Raw genomic sequence first — 19,448 nt, 5'->3', positions numbered from 1 at the left:
ATCAACAGATCGGCTACGCCAGGTCGTTCTCCGTGCGCAGCACCGGCCGGGAGACCAGCGCGGCCACGTCGAGGCCACGGCTCGTCACGTGGAACACCGCCGTCGCGCCCGCCGGGAGGTCGACCACCTGGTCGTCCACCTGCGCGTCCGGGTCGAGCCGGTCGGCCAGCAGCGTCACGCCCAGCGCCAGCGAGGTCGCCGTCGCCTCCACGCGGTAGCCGCCGTCCGCCGCCGTCACCGTGGTCCGTAGCGGGGCAGGGTCGAGCGCGAGATCCTTGCTCTCCGCCCACCGGTGCACCGCACGGGCCTTGCCGAGGGTCACTACCAGCACCTCGTTCGCGACATCGGTGACGGCGGCCAGGTCGCCCTGCAGCGGGACCAGGGCCACCGATCGTGGCGCCACGGCCACCTCGCTGCCCGACGTCGCAAGCACCGCACCGCCCAGCGTGGTCCGGGCCGCGTGGACCTGCCCGGCCCACGGCTCGTCGGTGTCGTTCACGAGCGCCGCGACCAGCTCCGCGCCACGCGGCTGCACGGTCACGAGCCGGTCGGCGAACGCGTGCCGCATCGTGTACCAGAGCGGCTTGCGCCGCCCGTCGCCGTCGACGGCGGCCCAGGAGGTCACCGGCCAGCAGTCGTTGAGCTGCCACACGATCGCGCCAGCGGTGCGCGGCCACCACGACCGGTAGTGCTCCAGGGCGTACTGGAGCGCCCGCGCCTGGTTGAGCTGCGTGGCCCAGTGCCAGTCGACGAAGTCCTCCGGGACGTCCAGGTGCGGGGCGAGGCCGCGGTCGAGCTTGCCGTTGCCGTCCAAGGCCTTCTGGTGCAGCAGGAAGACCTCGGACTCCTTGAACCCGGGCGGGACGTCAGCGCTGTCAGGAAGGATGGCGCGACGCATCGTCGCCCACGTCGCGGGGCCCTGGAACCCGAACTCGGACGCGAACCGCGGCACGTCGTCGTGATAGTGCGTGTAGTCGATCCGGTTCCAGACGTCCCACTGGTGGTGCGTGCCGTGGTTCGGGTCGTTGGGGTGCATCTCCTCGGGCGGGAAGCCGGGGGAGTAGGGCGATCCGTCGGAGTAGGGGCGGGTCGGGTCGACCTCGGCCAGGACCTTCGGGAAGAGCTCGTAGTAGTAGCCGGCGCCCCACGTGAGGTCGCCCAGCGGCTCCTTCCAGCCCCAGTCCTCGTGGCCCCAGATGTTCTCGTTGCCGCCGTTCCACAGCACCAGCGACGGGTGCGGCGCCAGACGGGCCGCGTTCTCCCGGAGCTCGGCCTCGAGCTCGGCCCGGTGCGGGTCCTCCTCGGGGTAGGCGGCGCAGGCCAGCAGGATGTCCTGCCAGACCATGACGCCCTTCTCGTCGCAGACATCGTAGAAGTCGTCCGACTCGTAGATGCCGCCGCCCCACACCCGCAGCAGGTTGAGGTTCGCGCCCCGAGCCTGGTCGACGCGCTGTTCGAGGCGCTCGCGCGTGATGCGGGTGAGCAGGTGGTCGTCGGGGATCCAGTTGGCTCCGCGCACGAAGACACGCCTGCCGTTGACGAGGAACGTGAAGCTCGTGCCGTGCTCGTCGCGGCGGCGGTCCACCTCCACGGTGCGGAACGCGACCCGGCCGGACCAGGCGTCCAGCGGGTTCGAGCGGTCCTCGCCACGACCCTCGTAGAGGGTCACCTCGATCGGGTACAGCGGCTGCTCGCCGTACCCGGCCGGCCACCACAGGTCGACGTCGGGCACCTCGACCTGCCCGGTCAGCTCCAAAACGCGGGCGGAGCCGTCCCCGCCGGACGTCCCGATGGTCAGGCCCCGGCCGCCGACGGAGACATCGAGGGTGAGCGGCCCGGCGTCGGACAGGCCTGAGGTCTCGACCTCGACCCGGACGTCGACCAGCCCCGTGCCGTCGTCGGCTACCGTCACCAGGGGCGTTACCTGGGCCAGCCGCGCGACGCGCCAGCGCTGCACCCGGACCGGCTTCCACAGGCCGGCCGTCTGCAGGTCCGGGCCCCAGTCCCAGCCGAAGGAGCAGGCCATCTTGCGGACCATGTTGTACGGCTGGTGGTAGGCCATGGGGCGCGCGCCGAGGCGCTGCGCCTCGGCCTCGGCGGTCTCGAGCGCGGAGTCGATGTCGACAACGAGGTTGGCCGGCGTCCCGACGAGCTCACGCACGTCGTACCGGTAGGAGCGGTGCATGTTCGCGGTCCGGCCCAGGCTGATGCGACCCTGCGCGACGCCGGTGCGCTCCACGTCCGTGTCCACGACGACGGTGGCCACCGTGTCCATGCCCTCGAAGAGGAGGTCGACGCGCTCGTCGGGTGCTGCGGGCGGCTCGTCGAGGACCGTTGCGTACCGCCAGGTGGCGCGCTTCATCCAGGCGAGCGAGGTCTCGTTGGTGCCGAGATACGGGTCGGGGATGAGCTCCTGCTCCAGCAGGGCGGTGTGGCTGGTGCCCGGGACCGTCGCGGGCACGGGGACCCCCGCGAGGTCCGCCGGGACGGGGCCACCCGTGGCCGTCAGGGTCCATTCGGTCAGGTCGCGGCTGATCTTCATCGATCCTCGTCCTCCCAGAGCACTGCTCAGTTGCGTGTGCGAGCGGACCCGAGCATAGGGCCGCGGGCGGCCTCCGATCGAACCGATATCACCGCCGCCGGGCTTGCCGGTATGTTCCTGGCGATGGACATCTCCGACCTTCTTCTGACCAGCAGAATCATCTCCGGTGCGCCGATCCAGGACCTCGACGTCGTGGTCGTCGACGGGCGGCCGCTGGTGGTCTGCGTGGACTCCCGCGGTCAGCACGTGTTCACCTGGGACCCCGCCGGCGACCGGTGGGCGGAGCACGCCCTGGACATCCCGGACGGATGGTCGGAGGGCCTGCTCAACATCGGCGCCGTCGTGCTCGACGGACGGGTAGTGGTCGGCGGTGGTTGCTACCGTCAGGGATTTGCGCAGTGGGACCTGAGCACCGGCGCGGTGCGGACCGCCATCCGGGAAGACCACGGCGGGCTGGCGAGCGTCTCCACCGCGGAGCCGGCCGGGCGGAGCCTGTTCCTCTGCGGAGACAGCAGCGTGCCGGCCGGGGTGCGGGCCTGGGACGCCGCGGAACGCGATGTGCCGGAGACCGGCCGCATGGCCGAGCCGGTCCTGGACGCGCGCCAGGAACACTTCGACGGCATCGGCGGGATCGCCGCCGGGGTGCTCGACGGCGACCCGGTCGTCGTCTCCGGTGGGTGGGACGGCGCCGTCGTGCTGTGGGACCTCGGCTCCGGAGACGCCCGCTCGTACTTCGAGACCACCCCCGTCCCGGTCCACGGTGCCGGGCTCGCGGCCGTCGACGGCGAGCTGCGCGTGGTGGCCGCGGGCGGCGCCTCGGTGCTGCTGGGCGATCCCGAGACCGGTGAGTGGGAGCGCATGACCCTGCCCGGGGCCCCGGTCGAGCGCGACTACTGGGACGGCATCGGCATCCGGTGCCTGGACGTCGGGGTCGTGAACGGCATGCCGGTCGCCGTGACCGGCACCGAGAACGGCCGGGTGTGCGCATGGGACCTGCAGGGCCGCCGCCTGCTCGGCAAGCCGGTCAAGGAGCATCGGCAGGAGGTCTACGCCGTGCGGATCTTCGAGCTGGACGGTCGCAGCGTCGCCGTCACGGGCGGCCAGGACGGGATGCTGCGGGTATGGGGCCTCGGCTGAGCGTCGCGTAGCAGGCGGGCCGGGTGCGGCCGGGCTCAGTCGGGGCGGACCACCACGCCGAGCGCCTCGGCCAGCGTGACCGCCTGGGCCTCGCTGACCACCGCGCCGGTGAGGGTCGCCGCGAGCGGGTCGAGCGTCGACAGGTCGCTGCCGCGCAGGTCGGCGTTGGTGAGATCGGCCTGGTCGAGGTCCGCGCCCGACAGGTCGCAGCCGACCAGCATGACGCCGGCCGCCGTGATCGCGCCGAGGTCGGCCTCGCGGAGGCGGACGCGTTCGAACTGCGTGCCCGCCAGCCCGGCGCGGTGGAGGTTGGTGAAGGACCAGTTGCCGCCGTCGACCTTGAGCAGGTCGAACCGGCAGTCGGAGAACTGCGAGCCCACGAGCTTGCAGCGCTCCAGCTTCGCGTCGAAGAACACGCACGAGTCGAACACGCACGACGTGAAGGCGAACTCCGTGAAGTGGGCGCTGTTGAAGCGCACACCACGAAACACGCACGAGTCGAACGTGGCACCCGTCCCCGAGGCCTCCGTCATGTCCACGTCGGCGAACAACGTCGCCATGTGGTCCTCGCCGGACAGGTCGCGGCTGTACCAGTCCTCGCGGGTGACGGTGAGCTCGGTAGCGGGTAGCCGGATCATGCTGGGACTGTATCCGGGGCCTCTGACACCGGCTCGGACGGGCATTCGTCCGAGCCGGTGTCAGAGGCCGTCCGGCCGTCCCGTCCTGATCACGCGGCGTCGGGGAACGGGACGCCTGTCGTCGCGTGGCAGCGGTAGCCGTTCGGGTTCTTCGCGTCGGACAGGTACTGCTGGTGGTAGTCCTCGGCGTAGTAGAACGGCCCGGCCTCGGCGGCGGGTGCGAGCTCCGTGGTGATCGCGTCGTACCCCTTGGCACTGAGCACCTCGGCGTAGCGCTTGGCGGTCTCCTGCACGGCCTCGGCCTGCTCCGGCGTCGTCCAGTAGACCGCCGAGCGGTACTGGGTGCCGACGTCGTTCCCCTGGCGGAAGCCCTGCGTCGGGTCGTGCCGCTCCCAGAAGATCTTGAGCAGCTCTTCCTCGGTGACCTTGGTCGGGTCGTACGCGACGAGCGCGGTCTCCGTGTGGCCGGTCCGGGCGGTGCAGGTCTCCTCGTACGTCGGGTTGGGCGTGGTCCCGCCCATGTAGCCGACGGCGGTGCTCACCACGCCGGGGACCTGCCAGTAGATCTCCTCGGCGCCCCAGAAACAGCCCATCGCCAGGTACAGCACACGCGTGCCCGGCTCCCACGGCCCCGTGATCGACGAGCCCAGCACCGTGTGCGGCCGCGGGTCCTGCAGCACCGGCGCGGCCCGGCCCGGCAGGGCGTCCTCGGGCGCGACCATGGTGGTCTTCGTGGAACCGGAGCCAGGGCCGAAGAGGGAGTTGAAGAACGTCATCGGACACATCCTTAGGGTCTGCTTCGTGCGGTAGCACGTTTGTAGATGGCAACGCTGGTGGGCGTGGTGGTGTTCCGGCGCTGCCGTTCTGCCGTCGGCAGATCATGGTGGCACTACGAGGCGGTCCGCGTCATCGTCGGGTCATGAGCAATGAGGTCGGAACGGTGGCGGTCCTGTCGGACATCCATGGGGTGCTGCCCGTCCTGGACGCGGTGCTCGCGGAGCCTGACGTAGCCGGCGCAGACCGCGTCGTCGTCACGGGCGACCACGCCGCCGGGCCGCAGCCCGTCGAGGTGCTGGACCGCCTCCGGTCCCTGGGGGAGCGGGCGCTGCTGGTGCGCGGGAACGCGGACCGCGAGCTGGTGTCGCTCGCCCGCGGCGGCGACACGGACATCCCCGATCCCGTCGCGCCCTGGGCAGCTGCCCAGCTGAGGCCCGACGACGTCGCGCTGCTCGCCGGCATGCCGCACCCGGCCGAGCTGACGGTGCGCGGGTTCGGTCGCGTCGTGTTCTGTCACGCCACACCGCGCGACGACGAGGAGATGGTGCTCGTCGACTCCTCCCTGGAGCGCTGGGCCGAGGTGCTCGGCGAGCTCGACCCCGCCGTCACGACCGTCGTCATGGGCCACACCCACATGCCGTTCGTGCGGCTCGTCGACCGGCGCCTGTGCATCAACCCCGGCAGCGTGGGCATGCCGTACGGCCGCGCGGGCGGGTCGTGGGCCCTCCTGCGGGACGGCCAGGTCGAGCTGCGCCACACCCCCGTCGACATCGAGGCGGCCGTCGCGGCCGTCGTCGCCGGGAGCGGGTACCCCGGCGCGGAGGAGTGGGCGCGGGAGTACGTGACGTCGGCCAACAGCGACGCCGACGCGCTGCGGGTGTTCGCGCCCAGGGACGGACGGGCGAGCATGACGGGGCGTCTGTGACAGCAGGGTCTGAGTCGACGCGTTGACGAGTGGATGGACGGCTTCGGCGAGTGATGTCGGTGGCTCGGCGTAGCGTTCCGTCCATGGCCGATACGGACCCCGAGCTGCTGATCACCGACGTCGCCGCCTGGCGCGCTTGGCTCGACGAGCACGAGACGACGTCGAACGGCGTCTGGCTCGTCCTGGCGCGCAAGGGGAAGGACGGGCCGACCAGCCTGACCCGCGACGCGGCGCTCGAGGAGGCGCTGTGCAGCGGCTGGATCGACGCGCAATCCCGCGGCCGGGACGACACCACCTCGCTGCAGCGGTACTGCCCGCGCAGGCCGCGCAGCCGCTGGTCGGCACGGAACGTGCGGATCGTGGACCGCCTGATCACCGAGGGCCGCATGCGCGCCCGCGGCCAGGAGGAGATCGACAAGGCCAAGGCCGACGGGCGGTGGGACGTCGCCTACGAGGGCAGCAAGAACTTCGAGGTGCCGCCCGAGCTCACCGAGGCGCTCGCGGCCAACCCGCGCGCCGCGGCGATGTTCGAGATCCTCACCGCCCAGAACCGGTTCGCGATCCTGTTCCGGATCACCGGCGTCAAGAAGCCGGAGACCCGGGCGCGGAACGTCACCAAGTTCGTCGGCATGCTGGAGCGCGGCGAGACCGTGTACCCGCAGAAGCGGAAGCTGGACGACTGAGTCCGGACTTTCCTCCTGCCCGGGAGATGCCCAGGAGTTGCCCAGGAATCGCCCTTGAGATTCACTCGAAAACTCCAATAGAGTCCCCGACATCGAGACCTGGGAGGGCCGTGGACAGCGAGGTCGTACTGCGGCTCGAGTCTGGGGACGTGCTGGTCACGTTCGTTCCCACCAGTCCGGACGAGGTGCCCGGCATCGCTCGCTCCACCGCCGTCCCGAACGTTCGGCTCGTGGCGGGTCCGGAGCCGGTCGCCACGGCGACCGCCGATCCGCTCGACGCGGTGGCCGCCCGCCTCGCCGCCGACGGCGTCCCCGTGCACCCGGGCCTGGAAGCGCTCCTCGACCTGCCGGAGGCCGCCCCGCTGCTGCGCACGCTGGAGACGTACCTCGAGCTCGCGGGCAGCGCGCAGGCGACGGCCGAGGCGCTGCACCTGCACCGCACCTCGCTGTACTACCGGCTGCAGCGCGTCGAGCTGCTCGCCGGGACGGACCTCAAGGACGGCACGGAGCGACTCGCCCTGCACCTGGCGCTCAAGGTCGCCCGAGCTGCTGGGCGGCTGGCCGGGTCCTGAGCCCGCCGGGGACGGGCGGGGTCTCGACGGGCTCGACCGGTGGGGCACCGGGCTCGACCGGTGGGGCACCGGGCTCGACCAGCGGGGCACCGGGCTCGACCAGCGGGGCGACGGGCTCGACCAACAGGCTCAGCGCACCGCCAGCTCCGCGATCGTCGTGCTGAGCTCGCGGCCCGCCACACCCTCGGGCCAGCCGCGCAGCAGGCGGCCGTCCTTGCTGACCAGCGCCACGAGCGGCGCCTCGGCGACGGCGTACATCAGCCACGCGTCGCCGGTCGGGTCCACGGCAACGGGGTAGGTGATGTCGTTGTCCTCGACGTAGGCCGCGACGTCGCCGGGATCGGAGAGGTTCGCGACGCCGACGAACAGCACCTCGTCCTCGTACTCCTCGACCACGTCGTTGATCGGGCCCTGCTGGCCCTCGCAGCGCGTGCACCAGGTCTCGAAGAACACGAGCACGACGGGTCGCTCGTCCCACTGCTCGGCCAGGTCCAGCGTCGTGCCGTCGGTCAGCTCCAGGGTGAGCGGGGGCGCCGGAGGCGCGTCGTCGGGCGCGGGGCGGAACTCGACGCCCGAGGGGACCGGGCCGGGCAGCCGGCCCCGCGGGGTCCCGGCGCAGCCGGCGAGGGCTCCGGCGACGAGCCCGGCCACGAGCAGTGCCGCGAGAGCGCCCCTCATCGCAGCACTGCCTCTGGCACGTCGTCGAGGGCTGGGTTGGGCTCGATGGGCACGGGGCCGTGGTCGCCGATCATCAGCTCGGCGCCCGCAAGGTCGACCGAGGCCGGGACCTCGAGGGACATCACGCAGACCGTGGGCTGCCGGTCCGAACCCAGGTCGATGGAGAAGGCCTTCTCGGCCTGCCCCTCGGGGAGCGCGCCCGCGGCGAGCACGTCGCCGTCGGCCACCACCTCGTACGCCGCCTCCGGGTGCGCGTACCGGAAGGCACGCGCACCCGAGCAGGGGTCGGACGGCTCGCGGATGTTCGCGTCCGGGACCACGAGGCGCACGGCCTGGGTCTCGGTGCTCGCGGCTGTGCCCGAGCACGCTGCAGGTAGCCCGGCCAGGCCGAGGCATAGGGCAAGCACGACGCCCCGGTGCAGAGCAGACCGACGCGCGAGATCGGTCCCTTGCCCGGCCGGCTCGGCGAGATCGATCCCTTGCATCGAGATCGGTCCACCGGTGGACCGATCTCGATGCAAGGGACCGACCTCGGCGCGTGAGCGAAGCCCCGAACCGATGGACCTCAGGTTCACTCCGTGTCCCGCAGCTCACCGGCCGCCGCGGCGAGCGCGGCCGCGGCGAGATTGCGCTGCCCGACGTCGGCCAGGCCCTCCGCGTCCTGGACGAACCGCGCCAGGGCCGCGTCCGCCGCGCCGCCGGGCGCCTGGGCCGCGATCCGCAGCTGCGCCTCCAGCTGACGCGCCTCGCCCCGGGTGAGCACGCCGCGCTCCTGGTAGTCGTCCACCAGGTCGGACAGGGAGCGCACGGTCGGCGCCTTCGCCCGCAGCGGCACGCGGACCGTCTTCGAGACGGTCGGGTCGGACTCGCTCACGACGGTGAGGGTCAGGGTCGCGGACCGCGCGGCGCCGTCGGACGCCGTCGCGTAGGCCGACACGGGCAGCGTGCCGCCCGCCTCGACCGCCGTCACCTCGTACGGGAGCGTCACGTCCCAGCCCCGGCCCTGCACCGAGGCCGAGATCCGGTACACGTCCGAGCCGAAGACGCCGTCGCCGGCCTCGCCCGTGTTCTTGAGCGGCACGTTCACCAGCGTGGTGCGGTCGCCGACCGGGTGCTGCTGGGCCCGGCCGAGCCGGGCGCCGCGCAGAGCCGTTCCGGAGGCGTCGAGGTTGCGTACCGCGACGTCGTAGGTCAAGGCGCCTTCGGCGTCGCGCGAGACGTCCAGGACGTACATGTGCAGGTTGTTGGGCTCGTCCACGTACTCGTACGAGCTGCCCGACGCGGTGCCCGCGTGGAACGTGCCGTCGTCGAGCTGGCGGGGGTCGCCGCGCACCACGGGGACGGGGGTGCCGTCCGGGCGGTAGTAGTCGATGCGGTTGATGTTCTCGGGGTTGGCGTCCACTATCCACTCGCGCGGGGAGCCCTGGGGCTGGTTCTGCGCGAGGAGCACGCCGTGGCCCGCGGTGAACGAGTCGTTGCCGACCCGGTCCACGACCTCCATCGTGAAGTCGTTCCAGCCCGTGCCGTCCGGGCACCAGAAGTCGGTGTCCTCGGGTAGGTCGGCGGCGCACTGGCCGGCGGTGTACCCGCCGTCGAGCGTGACCTCGAGGCCGACCTTGTCGCCGTCCGGCACCGAGGAACGGGCCTTCAGGGTGGCGACCGCGAGGCCCTGTTCCGCCAGCTCGGACCGGGTCAGGAGGACCTGGTCGTCGGCGGTGAGCACGCCGAGGTCCTGCTTGAAGTGGAGCATGTGGTGCGGCCCGAGGGCGGAGCCGCCCGCGTTCGGGATCTGCCACCGGTTGTGGGTGCCGCCCGGCCCGTTGAAGGAGCCGCGGCTCATCATCTCCCAGTAGCCGGTGAAGGCGCGGGTGTTGTCCGCGAACGGGTTGTTGTAGTTGTCCGGCAGGCTGCGCAGGTGGCTGAACTCGTGCGCGAAGACGCTCAGGCCCGAGCTCTCCGCCTGCGTCGAGGTGCCACCGCCGGCGTTGGGCCAGTGGTTCGCGGCCGCGCGCCACGACGTCCAGTCCACGTACCGGGTGGGCGCCCAGTTCGGCATCGGGTCGCCGTTCTGGTTGAGCGGCGGCTCGCCGTTCTCGTCGCGCGGCGGGCCCAGCGCGTCCGGGACGTCCTCGGGGGACTCGAACATCATCTGCCCGAACTCCTCCCAGGTGGAGGACTCGTCGTGCCCCGCCGTCACCCAGAAGGCGTTGTCGTAGCCGCAGAGCTGCTCCGCGCAGCCGCCCAGGTCCTCGTGCCAGGCGGCGAAGCCGGCCGTGCGGATGTCCTTGGTGCAGTCGTCGCCCTGCGGGCAGTACTCCTCGATCGGCGCGTTGAACGACCCGCTGTACCCGTACTCGTGCAGCTTGCCCGGCAGCTCGTACGGGCCGAACACCTCGACGTCGACACCGATCTTGCCGTGGCTGTCCTCCATCCAGTACCCGTGCAGGGTCTGGCCGCCGTTGTACTCGCTCGGGGTGGCGTAGTAGTCGTAGTACCACTGTCTGACGTCCTCGGGAGCCACCGGCTGGAACCCGCTCTGCGGGTTGCCGAACGGGTGCGACTGCGGGTCCTGCGTGATGAGGAACGGCTGGTCCTCGAACTCCAGCAGGATCACCGCCGTCCGGTACTGCACGTCGCTGCCCTGGGAGGTCTGAGCCGAGTCCCACTCCGCCGGCCGCACCGGGCTGTAGTCCTCCCAGGTCATGTCCGCCTGGTCGGTCCAGTCCTGCGGGTCCGGCGCGGCGATCGGGCTGCCCGACGCCGGAGCGGTCCCCTCCTCGGTCGACGTCGCCCCCGCCAGGGGAAAGGTGATGGAGACGGCGAGCGCGGCGACGCCGGCGACGGCCGCCGTCCACCGCGCGGCCCGTCCGGTGGCTCCGGGTGCTGGTGTCGGTCGTGAACCTGATCGGAGCCTCATGCGGGGCCGCCCTCCCGGATCGTTCGTGACACGACCCAGAGCGGGCCGTGCCGCGAGGCTACGAGCGCCGGCCCCCTGCGTCATCGGTCAGGTGTCGGGCGTTCGTTCCGACATCTGTCGGATCCGTGTGCGCACGGTGCACCTTCCGTGCGGCGCGTGAGCAGGCCAGCGGTGTGTCGGTGTGCTCCCCTAGGGTTTGATCCGTGTCGCAGACCGAGGAGACAAGCGTGCCGTCCAGCCAGACCACCGCGCCGCCCACCGACGGCTCGGGGGCGGTCCCGCCAGCCATCCGAGCCGCCGCCGCCTGGTCCTGGCGCATGCTCCTCATCGGGGCGTTCATCGCCGCCGCGTTGTGGCTCCTCGCGCTGCTCAAGACGATAGTGGTCCCGGTCGCGGTGGCACTGCTCCTCACGATCATGCTGACGCCGGTGCGGCGTCTGCTGAACGAGCGGCTGCGCCTGCCGCGCGGGCTGTCCGCCGGCCTCTCGCTGGTCGGGCTGATCGTGGTGGTCGCCGGTCTGATCACCCTGGCGGGGCAGTCGATCGCGAACGGGTTCGCCGACCTGACGACGCAGGCCATCAACGGCTTCAACGAGCTGTGGACGCAGGTCTCGGCGCAGTTCGGGCTGGAGAACGAGCTGGAGACCTACAGCCAGGACATCCTCGACCAGCTCGAGGCGCAGCAGGGGGCCATCGTGAGCGGCGCCCTCGGCGCCGCCGCCACCGCCGGCAGCGTGCTGGTCGGGGCGCTGATCGCGCTGTTCTGCACGTTCTTCTTCCTGCACGACCCGCGCGGCATCTGGGGCTGGATCGTCGGCCTGCTCCCGCTGTCGTCCCGGGAGCGGGTCAACCAGGCCGGCCGGCGCGGCGCCGTCACGCTGGCCGCCTACACCCGCACGCAGATCCTCGTCGCCGCGGTCGACGCCGTGGGCATCGGGATCGGCGCGGTGTTCTTCGTCCCGTCGCTCGCGCTGCCGATCGGCATCCTCGTGTTCGTCGGCTCGTTCGTGCCGGTGGTCGGTGCCATCGTCACTGGCGCCATCGCGGTCGTCGTCGTGCTCGTGTCGAACGGCTGGGTCGCCGCCCTGATCATGCTCGGCGTGGTGCTGCTGGTGCAGCAGATCGAGGCGCACGCGCTGCAGCCGTTCCTGATGGGCCAGGCCGTCTCGCTGCACCCGGTCGCCGTGATCCTCGCCGTGGCCGCCGGGTCGTACGCCGCCGGCATCATCGGCGCACTGTTCGCGGTGCCGCTCGCTGCCCTGCTGAACACCGTGATCCTGTACCTCAACGGGCACGACAAGTTCCCTGAGCTCGGTGACGAGGACGCCCTGCCCATCCGCTGGCGAGCCGCCGACGCACCGCCGATCCGGCTGCGCCGCGCCTCCGGTGCGGCGGCCGAGACGGCCGTCGCGGACGGCCTGCCCGCCGAGGGCGACGCCACGCCGGAGGGTGATCAGAGCCGCTGAACGTGCATCTGGGGCCGTAGTCGGGCAGCATGCCCGCTGTGCCACTGGATCCGTTCGACCTGGAGTCCTACGGCGGCCACCTCACGGTGACCGCCGACGACGCCCGGGCTGCCGCCGACCTGCTCGACGGTGTCATCACCCGTACGCCCATCGCCGAGAGCCGCCTGCTCTCCACGATCGCGGGCACGAAGGTGCTGCTCAAGTGCGAGAACTTGCAGCGCGCCGGTTCGTTCAAGGTGCGCGGTGCGTACGTGCGGCTCGCGCGCCTGTCGGCCGCCGAACGGGAGCGCGGCGTCGTGGCGGCCTCGGCCGGGAACCACGCGCAAGGTGTTGCGCTCGCCGCCGGGATGCTCGGCATCGACACCGTCGTCTACATGCCGGTCGACGCGGCCCTGCCCAAGGTGGCCGCGACCCGCGGGTACGGGGCGGAGGTGCGGATGGTGGGCTCGTCCGTGGACGAGGCCCTCGCCGCCGCGCGGGTCGAGGCCGCCCGGTCCGGCCGCGTGCTCATCCACCCCTTCGACCACGTCGACGTCGTCGCGGGCCAGGGCACCGTCGCCCTGGAGATCCTGGAGCAGGTGCCGGACGTCGCCACCGTAGTCGTGCCGCTGGGCGGTGGCGGGCTCGTCGCCGGGATCGCCGCAGTGCTGGCCGAGGTCGCGCCCCACGTGAAGGTCGTGGGCGTGCAGGCGGCGTCGGCCGCGGCGTACCCGGGCTCGCTGAAGGCGGGCAAGCCGCTGGCCAGCGCGCTCGGCGCCACCATGGCCGACGGCATAGCGGTGGGCCTGCCGGGCGACGTGCCGTTCGGGATCGTGCAGAAGCAGGGCGTCGAGGTGCGGACCGTCACCGAGGACCAGCTCTCGCGCGCGCTGCTCGCGGTGCTGGAGCGCTCGAAGCTGATGGTCGAGCCCGCCGGTGCGGCGGGTGTCGCCGGGATCATGGCCGCCGGGCACGGCGCGTTCGAAGGGCCGGTCGTCGCGGTGCTGTCCGGCGGGAACATCGACCCGCTCGTCCTGCTCCGCGTGGTGCAGCACGGCCTCGTCGCGGCCGGGCGGTACCTGAAGCTCCAGGTGCGGCTGATGGACAAGCCGGGCGCGCTCGCCCGGCTCGTGGAGACCATCGCCGCCGCGGGGGCCAACATCGTGGCCGTCGACCACACGCGCACCGACGTCTCGCTCTCGGTGTCCGAGGTGTCGGTCAACCTGCAGCTCGAGACCAAGGGCACCGACCACCGCTCCGCCGTCGTGGAACGGCTGGAGTCCGAGGGCTACGAGGTCACCGCTCTCTGATTCGCGGGCGGGTGTCGTGCGGGCTGATTCCCGTTCGTCGTCAGGGTGACGCGGCCGCCCGGCCGCGCGACCATGACCCGGGGAACATCCCCGGGAAGGGAGCACACCATGCGTTACCTCATGCTCGTCCTGTCCACCCCCGACGTCCCCGCCGAGCCCGGCGACGTGCCCAAGATCGAGGACTGGGTGCGGGACACCTACGGCACGGGCCACGCCGTCATCGGCGAACGGCTGCGCCCGCCCGCGGACGCCGTGGGCGTGCAGTTCCGCGCCGGCGAGGTGGTCGTCACCGATGGCCCGTTCTCCGAGACCAAGGAAGTGATCGCGGGCTTCGACGTCCTCGAGGCGCCCGACCTCGACGAGGCCATCAAGATCGCCGCGGCCCACCCGATGGCCTACACCGGTGCTATCGAGCTGCGCCCCTTCTGGCCGCTGGACCTCGAGAGCGACAAGGGGGCCGCGGTGCACGAGGCCAAGACGGCGGAGCGCTGATGCGCTATCTCATGCTCGTCATCGAGCCCGACACCCCCGATCGCGGGCCGACCCCGGAGACCGAGGCCTGGGTCGCGGAGCAGGACGCCTCGGGGGCGCGGATCCTGGGGTCGCGCCTGCGCCCGGGCGCCGACGTCCGCCGCGTGACGGTGCGCGAGGGCGAGACCGTCGTGACGGACGGGCCCTTCTCTGAGTCGAAGGAGGTCATCGGCGGGTTCGACGTCGTGGAGGCGGACAGCCTGCAGGAGGCGCTCGCGATCGCCGCCGCGTTCCCCGGCGCGCGGAACGGGACGGTCGAGGTGCACCCGTTCTGGCCCACGAGCCCGTGACCGGCCACGAGCCCGTGACCGGGCCGACGGCCGACGTCGGGCAGGCGCCCGACGTCGGGCAGGCCGTCACCGCGGCCTTCCGCGACGAGTGGGCGCGGGTGCTCGCAGCCGTGGCCCGCAGCACCGGCGACCTCGACCTCGCGGAGGACTGCGCCCAGGAGGCGTTCGCCGTCGCGCTGCGTACCTGGCAGCGCGACGGCGTGCCCGAGCGCCCCGGCGCGTGGCTCACCACCACGGCGCGCAACCGCGCGCTGGACCGGCTGCGGCGCCGCAAGGTCGAGACGGAAAAGATGGCGGTATCGGCGCGCCTCACCGAGCGGCTCGACCCCGACGTCGACGACCCGGCCGCGGAGGCGGCCGACGCCGTGGACGCCGGCGACGGCTGGGCCGGCGTCGAACCGGAGGACCCGGACGGCGACCTGCTGCGCCTCGTCTTCACCTGCTGCCACCCGGCCCTGCCCCTGGAGGGGCGGGTGGCGCTCACCCTGCGCTCCCTCACCGGTATGACGACGGCGCAGGTCGCCCGCGCCTTCCTCGTGCCCGAGACCACAATGGCCCAGCGCCTGACCCGGGCCAAGCGCAAGATCCGGAGCACCGGGATCGCGTTCCGCGTGCCGCCGCCCGAGCTGCTGCACGAGCGTGTCTCCGCGGTGCTCGCGGTGCTGTACGTCCTGTTCACCGAGGGTTACGACGCCTGGGCGGAGCCCACCGACGACGTCGCGGGCGCCGAGGCACGCCGCGCCCTGGCCGACGACGCCGTGCGCGTCGCCCGGCTCGTCGCGCGCCTCCTGCCCGGCGAGCCCGAGGCTCGCGGGCTGCTCGCGCTGCTCCTGCTCCAGCACGCGCGGCGGCGGGCTCGCCTGGGCGCCGAACCCGACGCGGTGCCGCGCACCCTGGAGGAGCAGGACCGGTCGCTCTGGCAGGACGACGAGATCACCGAGGGGCTGGCGGTGCTCGACGCCGCCCTCGCTGCTCGCCGCGCCGGGCCCTACCAGGTGCAGGCGGCGATCGCGGCGCTGCACGCGCGGGCGGCGTCGGCCGAGGACACGGACTGGGCCGAGATCACCGCGCTCTACGACGTCCTGGTGGACATGACGCCCTCGCCCGTCGTGGCGCTCAACCGGGCGGTAGCGGTCGGGATGCTCCGGGGACCCGAGGCAGGCCTGGTCGCGCTCGACGACGTCGCGTCCGCACCCGAGCTAGCGGCCTATCACCTGCTCCCGGCGGTGCGGGCCGACCTGCTGCGGCGCGCGGGCCGGCCGGCCCAGGCCGCGGCGGAGTACCGGCGGGCGCTCGACCAGGTGGACCGGGAGGGGGATCGCCGGCTCCTGAGCCGGCGGCTCGCGGACCTGGCGTTCGTGGACCTGGCGCTTCCGGACCCAGCGCTTGCGGACCCAGCGCTTGCGGACCCGGCGGACGCCGACGGGCCCGCCGGACGTACGGGTCACCAGGGTGATCCGGCCGTCTGACAGGCCCGTCGGTCTCTGCTGGGCTCAGCCCTGGAAGGGCTTCGCTCCCGTGATCTCCACGGGGATGTCGTTCCCGTTGGGGGCGTGATAGCTCGTCTTCGCACCGATCGACTTGCCGTCGATGGCGGCGCCGAGGGGCGACGTCGGCGAGTACACGTCGAGGTCGGTGGACCCGGCCATCTCGCGCGAGCCGAAGAGGAAGTTCATCTCGTCGCCGGCGACGATTGCGGTCACGACCATGCCCGGCTCGACCTTGCCGTCGTCCGCCGGCGTGCCGACGTGGACGTTCCGGAGCTTCTCGGTGAGCTCGAGGATGCGTGCCTCGTTCTTCGCCTGCTCCTCGCGTGCGGCGTGGTACCCGCCGTTCTCCTTGAGGTCGCCCTCGTCACGGGCAGCGGCGATGCGCTCGGTGATCTCCGACCGGTAAGGGCCGGAGAGATGCTCCAGCTCGGCCTTGAGCTTGTCGTGCGCCTCCTGGGTGAGCCAGGTGACAGATGCGTCGGCCACGGGGGCTCTCCTTTCGTCGTTGCTCGATCGAGCCACAGTTCCGGCAGCGCGCAAGTCCCGGCCGACGGAGCCGATCGGGCACGCGCGTCAGCCGGAAAACTCAGCGTGTGAAACGACGAGAATACCAATTGCCGGGAAAGACGTGCCAAGACATTCCCGTGTTCCGCTCTGAGCGGACGCCGGGACCGCTTTCGAGGGCCGCGTGTCAGCGCAGGTCGCAGTGGTCGACGACGCCGGTGGTCGCGAGCTCCGTAGTGGCGATGGTCACCGTGTGCCGCGCGGTGCGGGCCGCGTCCGGGCCGACCTCGACGTCGACCGCGCCGACCTCCGCGAAGCTCTTGCTCAGGGCGGTCACCGTGCACACGGCCTCGGTCCCCGGCGGCATGCTGACGTCGAAGGTCACCTCGACCTCCTCGGGGCTCTCCACCGAGAACCCGACGTCGGTGAAGGTGACGGGGTCGCGCTGCGTGTCGGCGATCGTGAACCACGCGGCGATCGCGACGCCGGCCGCCAGAGCCAGGGTCACGGCGATCCGGGCGCCCACCGAGAGCTTCGGCCGGGGCCGGACGTCGTCGCCCTCCTCCCACGGGTCGTCCTGGCCCGGCCGGCCCGAGGTGCCTCCGGGCTTCCGCGATCCGGTCCGTGCGCGGCCGTAGCGCTCGGCGAGGTCCGGCGCCGGCGTGCTCGTGCTGCCGGTCGGGACGGCGGGGTCTGGGTCGGTCATCACGGCTCGCTCGGGGTTGTCGGTGGTTCGTAGCAAGATTGTCCGTGGACCATCATGGTCCATAAGAGCGATTGTCCCAGCCCCACCCCCCACAGGAGGACCCAGTGTCCGTACCCGAGCGCGAGCCGCTCCGTCTGATGGCGGTGCACGCGCACCCTGACGACGAGTCGAGCAAGGGGGCCGCGACGACGGCCCGCTATGCCGCAGAGGGGGTGGAGGTCCTCGTCGTGACGTGCACCGGGGGCGAACGGGGCGACATCCTGAACCCGTCGTTCGAGGTGCCCGAGGGGCACGAGTTCGAGTCGATCGAGGGCCGCCGTGCCGTGCGTCGGCTGGAGATGGCTCGGGCCGCAGAAGCAATGGGCGTGCGCCAGCAGTGGCTGGGCTTCGTGGACTCGGGCCTGCCGGAGGGTGACCCGCTGCCCCCGCTCCCGGAGGGCTCCTTCGGGCTGGTCCCGCTGGGGGAGGCCGCCGCACCGCTGGTGCAGGCGGTGCGCGAGTTCCGGCCGCACGTCATGACTACCTACGACCCGTCGGGCGGCTACCCGCACCCCGACCACATCAAGTGCCACCAGGTGTCGGTCGAGGCGTTCGCCGCGGCGGGCGACCCGGACCGCTACCCGGGCACGGGGGAGCCGTGGGAGCCGCTCAAGCTGTACTACAACCACGGCTTCTCGATGAAGCGCATCCGCGCGGTGCACGAGGCCATGGAGGGCGCTGGGCTGGAGTCGCCGTTCGGCGACTGGGTCGAGTCGCGCGACGCACGCGAGATCCCGGAGCGCACCGTGACCACGCTGATCAAGGTCGCCGACTACTTCCCGAACCGGGACGCCGCCCTGACGGCCCACGCCTCGCAGATCGACCCCAACGGGTTCTTCTTCGCCGTGCCGCGCGACCTCGAGGTCGACGTGTATCCGTGGGACGAGTACGAGCTCGCCGAGACCCGCGTGCCGCTGCCCGAGCGCGCGGACGGCGAGTACGAGGAGGACCTGTTCGAGGGCGTCCGGTCGGAGGTTCCCGCATGAGCCCGCTGCTGGCCGGCGCCGTCGCTCTCGCCACCGACCCCTCGCCGCACCCCACCGAGGGCCAGCTCCGCCCGGGGCTGGAGACGTGGCAGGTCTCGCCGGGGCTGATCGGCTTCCTGGTCACGTTTGCGCTCGCTGTCGCGTGCGTGCTGCTGTTCCTGAACATGAGCAAGCACCTGCGCCGGGCCGGCCACAACGCCCGTCAGCAGGGCCTTCCGATCGCTGAGCCCGAGGGCATCGCCTTCCGGCGGACGGACGGGGACGCCGAATTCGGCGCCGCCGGGTCAGCCGGGTCAACCGAGTCTGCGGGGTCACCCGAGTCTGCCGGGTCCGACACCGACTCCGACACCGACGAGGGCCCCGCCGACGGGCCTGCCACGAGCGAGCGCGGCGGTTCGCGTGGCTGACCAGACTGGGTCGGCCGGGCCGGGCACGGGGGCCGGCATGGTCCGGGTGACGGTCGCACAGGTGGCTGTCTCCGAAGACCACGGGGCCAACCGCCAGGTCGTGCTCGACGCGTTCAAGGCGGCAGAGCGGGTCAAGGCGAACCTCCTGGTGCTGCCCGAGTACGCCTCCGCCTACAGCCCGCACGGCGTCGGACCGGAGCACGCAGAGCAGCTCGACGGACCGTTCGTCACGCTCCTGCGGGCCAGGGCGCGCAAGCACGGGATCGCCGTGATCGCCGGCGTCACGCTGCCGGGCTCCGACGGCGTCCGCGCGGCCAACGCGCTGGTCGTGGTCGACGGCGCGGGCCAGATCGCCGGCGTCTACCGCAAGGTGCACCTGTACGACGCGTTCGGTTATCAGGAGTCGGAGCTGCTGGAGCCCGGCCCCGCCGACGCCGACCCGGTCACCCTGCACCTGGGCGGGCTCACCTTCGGGGTGCTGACCTGCTACGACCTGCGGTTCCCGGAGTCGGCCCGCCGGCTGGTCGACGCCGGGGCGGACGTGCTGGTGTACCCGGCCGCCTGGGTAGCGGGCCCGCTCAAGGCCGAGCACTGGCGCACGCTGCTCCAGGCACGGGCGATCGAGAACACCGCGGTGGTGATCGGCGTCGGCATGACGGGTAAGAGCGTCATCGGCCGCACGCTGCTGGTGGGCCCGGACGGAGTGGTCGGGCTGGAGATGGGTGAGGAAGAGGCCTACCGCACGGTCGACCTGGACCCCGCGCCGCTCGCGGCGGTCCGCAAGACCAACCCGTCGCTGGCGAACCGCCGCTACACCGTGGTGCCGACGGGCGTCTGAGCGCTCCGGGCAGGGCCGGGTGTCGTGTGCGGG

The 19,448-nt window shown here is 72.4% G+C and carries 20 protein-coding genes; 12 read left to right on the top strand and 8 right to left on the bottom strand.

Annotation, left to right across the window (positions count from 1 at the left end; all coding sequences use genetic code 11):
• Nucleotides 1-13 precede the first annotated feature (13 nt).
• A complete protein-coding gene (locus C8K30_RS26655) occupies nucleotides 14-2,542 on the bottom strand; it encodes a glycoside hydrolase family 2 protein (RefSeq protein ID WP_108495930.1) in 2,529 nt (842 codons plus the stop codon).
• A gap of 123 nt (nucleotides 2,543-2,665) precedes the next feature.
• Between C8K30_RS26655 and C8K30_RS26650 the strand changes: the two genes are divergently transcribed.
• Nucleotides 2,666-3,679, top strand: a complete 1,014-nt coding sequence (locus C8K30_RS26650; RefSeq protein ID WP_146197607.1) for a WD40 repeat domain-containing protein — start codon at nucleotides 2,666-2,668, stop codon at nucleotides 3,677-3,679.
• 35 nt (nucleotides 3,680-3,714) lie between these two features.
• On the opposite strand, the gene C8K30_RS26645 is transcribed toward C8K30_RS26650, so the two are convergent.
• Nucleotides 3,715-4,317 (bottom strand): pentapeptide repeat-containing protein, encoded by a 603-nt coding sequence (locus tag C8K30_RS26645; RefSeq protein ID WP_108495928.1) that lies wholly within the window; start codon nucleotides 4,315-4,317, stop codon nucleotides 3,715-3,717.
• Between the two features lie 89 nt (nucleotides 4,318-4,406).
• On the bottom strand, nucleotides 4,407-5,093 hold the full coding sequence (gene msrA, locus C8K30_RS26640; protein WP_108495927.1) for a peptide-methionine (S)-S-oxide reductase MsrA: 687 nt from the start codon (nucleotides 5,091-5,093) through the stop codon (nucleotides 4,407-4,409).
• A 143-nt stretch (nucleotides 5,094-5,236) separates the two neighbouring features.
• On the opposite strand from msrA, the gene C8K30_RS26635 reads away from it, so the two are divergent.
• From C8K30_RS26635 to C8K30_RS26625, 3 genes are all read left to right on the top strand, one after another.
• Nucleotides 5,237-6,019 carry a metallophosphoesterase gene (locus tag C8K30_RS26635; RefSeq protein ID WP_108495926.1) on the top strand — a complete coding sequence of 261 codons (783 nt, stop codon included), beginning with the start codon at nucleotides 5,237-5,239 and terminating at the stop codon, nucleotides 6,017-6,019.
• 83 nt (nucleotides 6,020-6,102) lie between these two features.
• The gene (locus tag C8K30_RS26630) at nucleotides 6,103-6,702 is read left to right on the top strand and encodes a YdeI family protein (protein ID WP_108495925.1); all 600 of its coding nucleotides are present in this window, start codon (nucleotides 6,103-6,105) and stop codon (nucleotides 6,700-6,702) included.
• Between the two features lie 110 nt (nucleotides 6,703-6,812).
• On the top strand, nucleotides 6,813-7,274 hold the full coding sequence (locus tag C8K30_RS26625) for a CdaR family transcriptional regulator (RefSeq protein ID WP_199230721.1): 462 nt from the start codon (nucleotides 6,813-6,815) through the stop codon (nucleotides 7,272-7,274).
• 129 nt (nucleotides 7,275-7,403) lie between these two features.
• Here the strand turns inward: C8K30_RS26625 and C8K30_RS26620 are convergent, their stop codons facing one another.
• The 3 genes from C8K30_RS26620 to C8K30_RS26610 form a co-directional block, all read right to left on the bottom strand.
• Entirely contained in the window at nucleotides 7,404-7,952 is a 549-nt protein-coding gene (locus C8K30_RS26620) for a TlpA disulfide reductase family protein (RefSeq protein WP_108495923.1), read from the bottom strand.
• Nucleotides 7,949-8,437 (bottom strand): hypothetical protein, encoded by a 489-nt coding sequence (locus tag C8K30_RS26615; protein ID WP_146197606.1) that lies wholly within the window; start codon nucleotides 8,435-8,437, stop codon nucleotides 7,949-7,951. The genes C8K30_RS26620 and C8K30_RS26615 overlap by 4 nt, the downstream gene beginning before the upstream one ends.
• Before the next feature lie 86 nt (nucleotides 8,438-8,523).
• Nucleotides 8,524-10,869 carry a M6 family metalloprotease domain-containing protein gene (locus tag C8K30_RS26610; RefSeq protein ID WP_108495921.1) on the bottom strand — a complete coding sequence of 782 codons (2,346 nt, stop codon included), beginning with the start codon at nucleotides 10,867-10,869 and terminating at the stop codon, nucleotides 8,524-8,526.
• 203 nt (nucleotides 10,870-11,072) lie between these two features.
• On the opposite strand from C8K30_RS26610, the gene C8K30_RS26605 reads away from it, so the two are divergent.
• The 5 genes from C8K30_RS26605 (at nucleotide 11,073) to C8K30_RS26585 (ending at nucleotide 15,914) form a co-directional block, all read left to right on the top strand.
• Nucleotides 11,073-12,335, top strand: coding sequence for an AI-2E family transporter (locus C8K30_RS26605; protein ID WP_369941360.1), 1,263 nt, complete (start codon nucleotides 11,073-11,075; stop codon nucleotides 12,333-12,335).
• A gap of 38 nt (nucleotides 12,336-12,373) precedes the next feature.
• Nucleotides 12,374-13,624: a threonine ammonia-lyase gene (gene ilvA / locus C8K30_RS26600; RefSeq protein WP_233257494.1), complete on the top strand. Its 1,251-nt coding sequence runs from the start codon at nucleotides 12,374-12,376 to the stop codon at nucleotides 13,622-13,624.
• Between the two features lie 108 nt (nucleotides 13,625-13,732).
• Nucleotides 13,733-14,116: a YciI family protein gene (locus C8K30_RS26595; protein ID WP_108495918.1), complete on the top strand. Its 384-nt coding sequence runs from the start codon at nucleotides 13,733-13,735 to the stop codon at nucleotides 14,114-14,116.
• Nucleotides 14,116-14,445 carry a YciI family protein gene (locus C8K30_RS26590; protein ID WP_108495917.1) on the top strand — a complete coding sequence of 110 codons (330 nt, stop codon included), beginning with the start codon at nucleotides 14,116-14,118 and terminating at the stop codon, nucleotides 14,443-14,445. The genes C8K30_RS26595 and C8K30_RS26590 overlap by 1 nt, the downstream gene beginning before the upstream one ends.
• On the top strand, nucleotides 14,442-15,914 hold the full coding sequence (locus C8K30_RS26585; protein ID WP_233257493.1) for an RNA polymerase sigma factor: 1,473 nt from the start codon (nucleotides 14,442-14,444) through the stop codon (nucleotides 15,912-15,914). Before C8K30_RS26590 ends, C8K30_RS26585 begins: the two co-directional genes overlap by 4 nt.
• A gap of 24 nt (nucleotides 15,915-15,938) precedes the next feature.
• Here C8K30_RS26585 and greA read toward each other — a convergent pair whose 3' ends face one another.
• Nucleotides 15,939-16,421 (bottom strand): transcription elongation factor GreA, encoded by a 483-nt coding sequence (greA, locus tag C8K30_RS26580; protein ID WP_108495916.1) that lies wholly within the window; start codon nucleotides 16,419-16,421, stop codon nucleotides 15,939-15,941.
• Nucleotides 16,422-16,626: 205 nt separating this feature from the next.
• Nucleotides 16,627-17,145 carry a DUF4307 domain-containing protein gene (locus tag C8K30_RS26575; RefSeq protein WP_108495915.1) on the bottom strand — a complete coding sequence of 173 codons (519 nt, stop codon included), beginning with the start codon at nucleotides 17,143-17,145 and terminating at the stop codon, nucleotides 16,627-16,629.
• Between the two features lie 137 nt (nucleotides 17,146-17,282).
• Between C8K30_RS26575 and mca the strand changes: the two genes are divergently transcribed.
• Genes mca through C8K30_RS26560 form a run of 3 tightly spaced genes read left to right on the top strand, consistent with a single transcriptional unit; the run spans nucleotide 17,283 to nucleotide 19,415 of the window.
• Complete coding sequence (gene mca / locus C8K30_RS26570; protein WP_108496046.1) at nucleotides 17,283-18,170, top strand: mycothiol conjugate amidase Mca; 888 nt, start codon at nucleotides 17,283-17,285, stop codon at nucleotides 18,168-18,170.
• Nucleotides 18,167-18,577: a hypothetical protein gene (locus C8K30_RS26565; RefSeq protein WP_108495914.1), complete on the top strand. Its 411-nt coding sequence runs from the start codon at nucleotides 18,167-18,169 to the stop codon at nucleotides 18,575-18,577. The genes mca and C8K30_RS26565 overlap by 4 nt, the downstream gene beginning before the upstream one ends.
• A gap of 37 nt (nucleotides 18,578-18,614) precedes the next feature.
• Nucleotides 18,615-19,415 carry a carbon-nitrogen hydrolase family protein gene (locus C8K30_RS26560; protein WP_108496045.1) on the top strand — a complete coding sequence of 267 codons (801 nt, stop codon included), beginning with the start codon at nucleotides 18,615-18,617 and terminating at the stop codon, nucleotides 19,413-19,415.
• Nucleotides 19,416-19,448 lie beyond the last annotated feature (33 nt).

It is taken from the genome of Promicromonospora sp. AC04, assembly GCF_003058225.1.
Classification (GTDB): Bacteria; Actinomycetota; Actinomycetes; order Actinomycetales; family Cellulomonadaceae; genus Promicromonospora.
The sequence above is the reverse complement of the archived record's forward strand: the minus strand, read 5'-3'. Positions and strand labels throughout refer to the sequence as shown.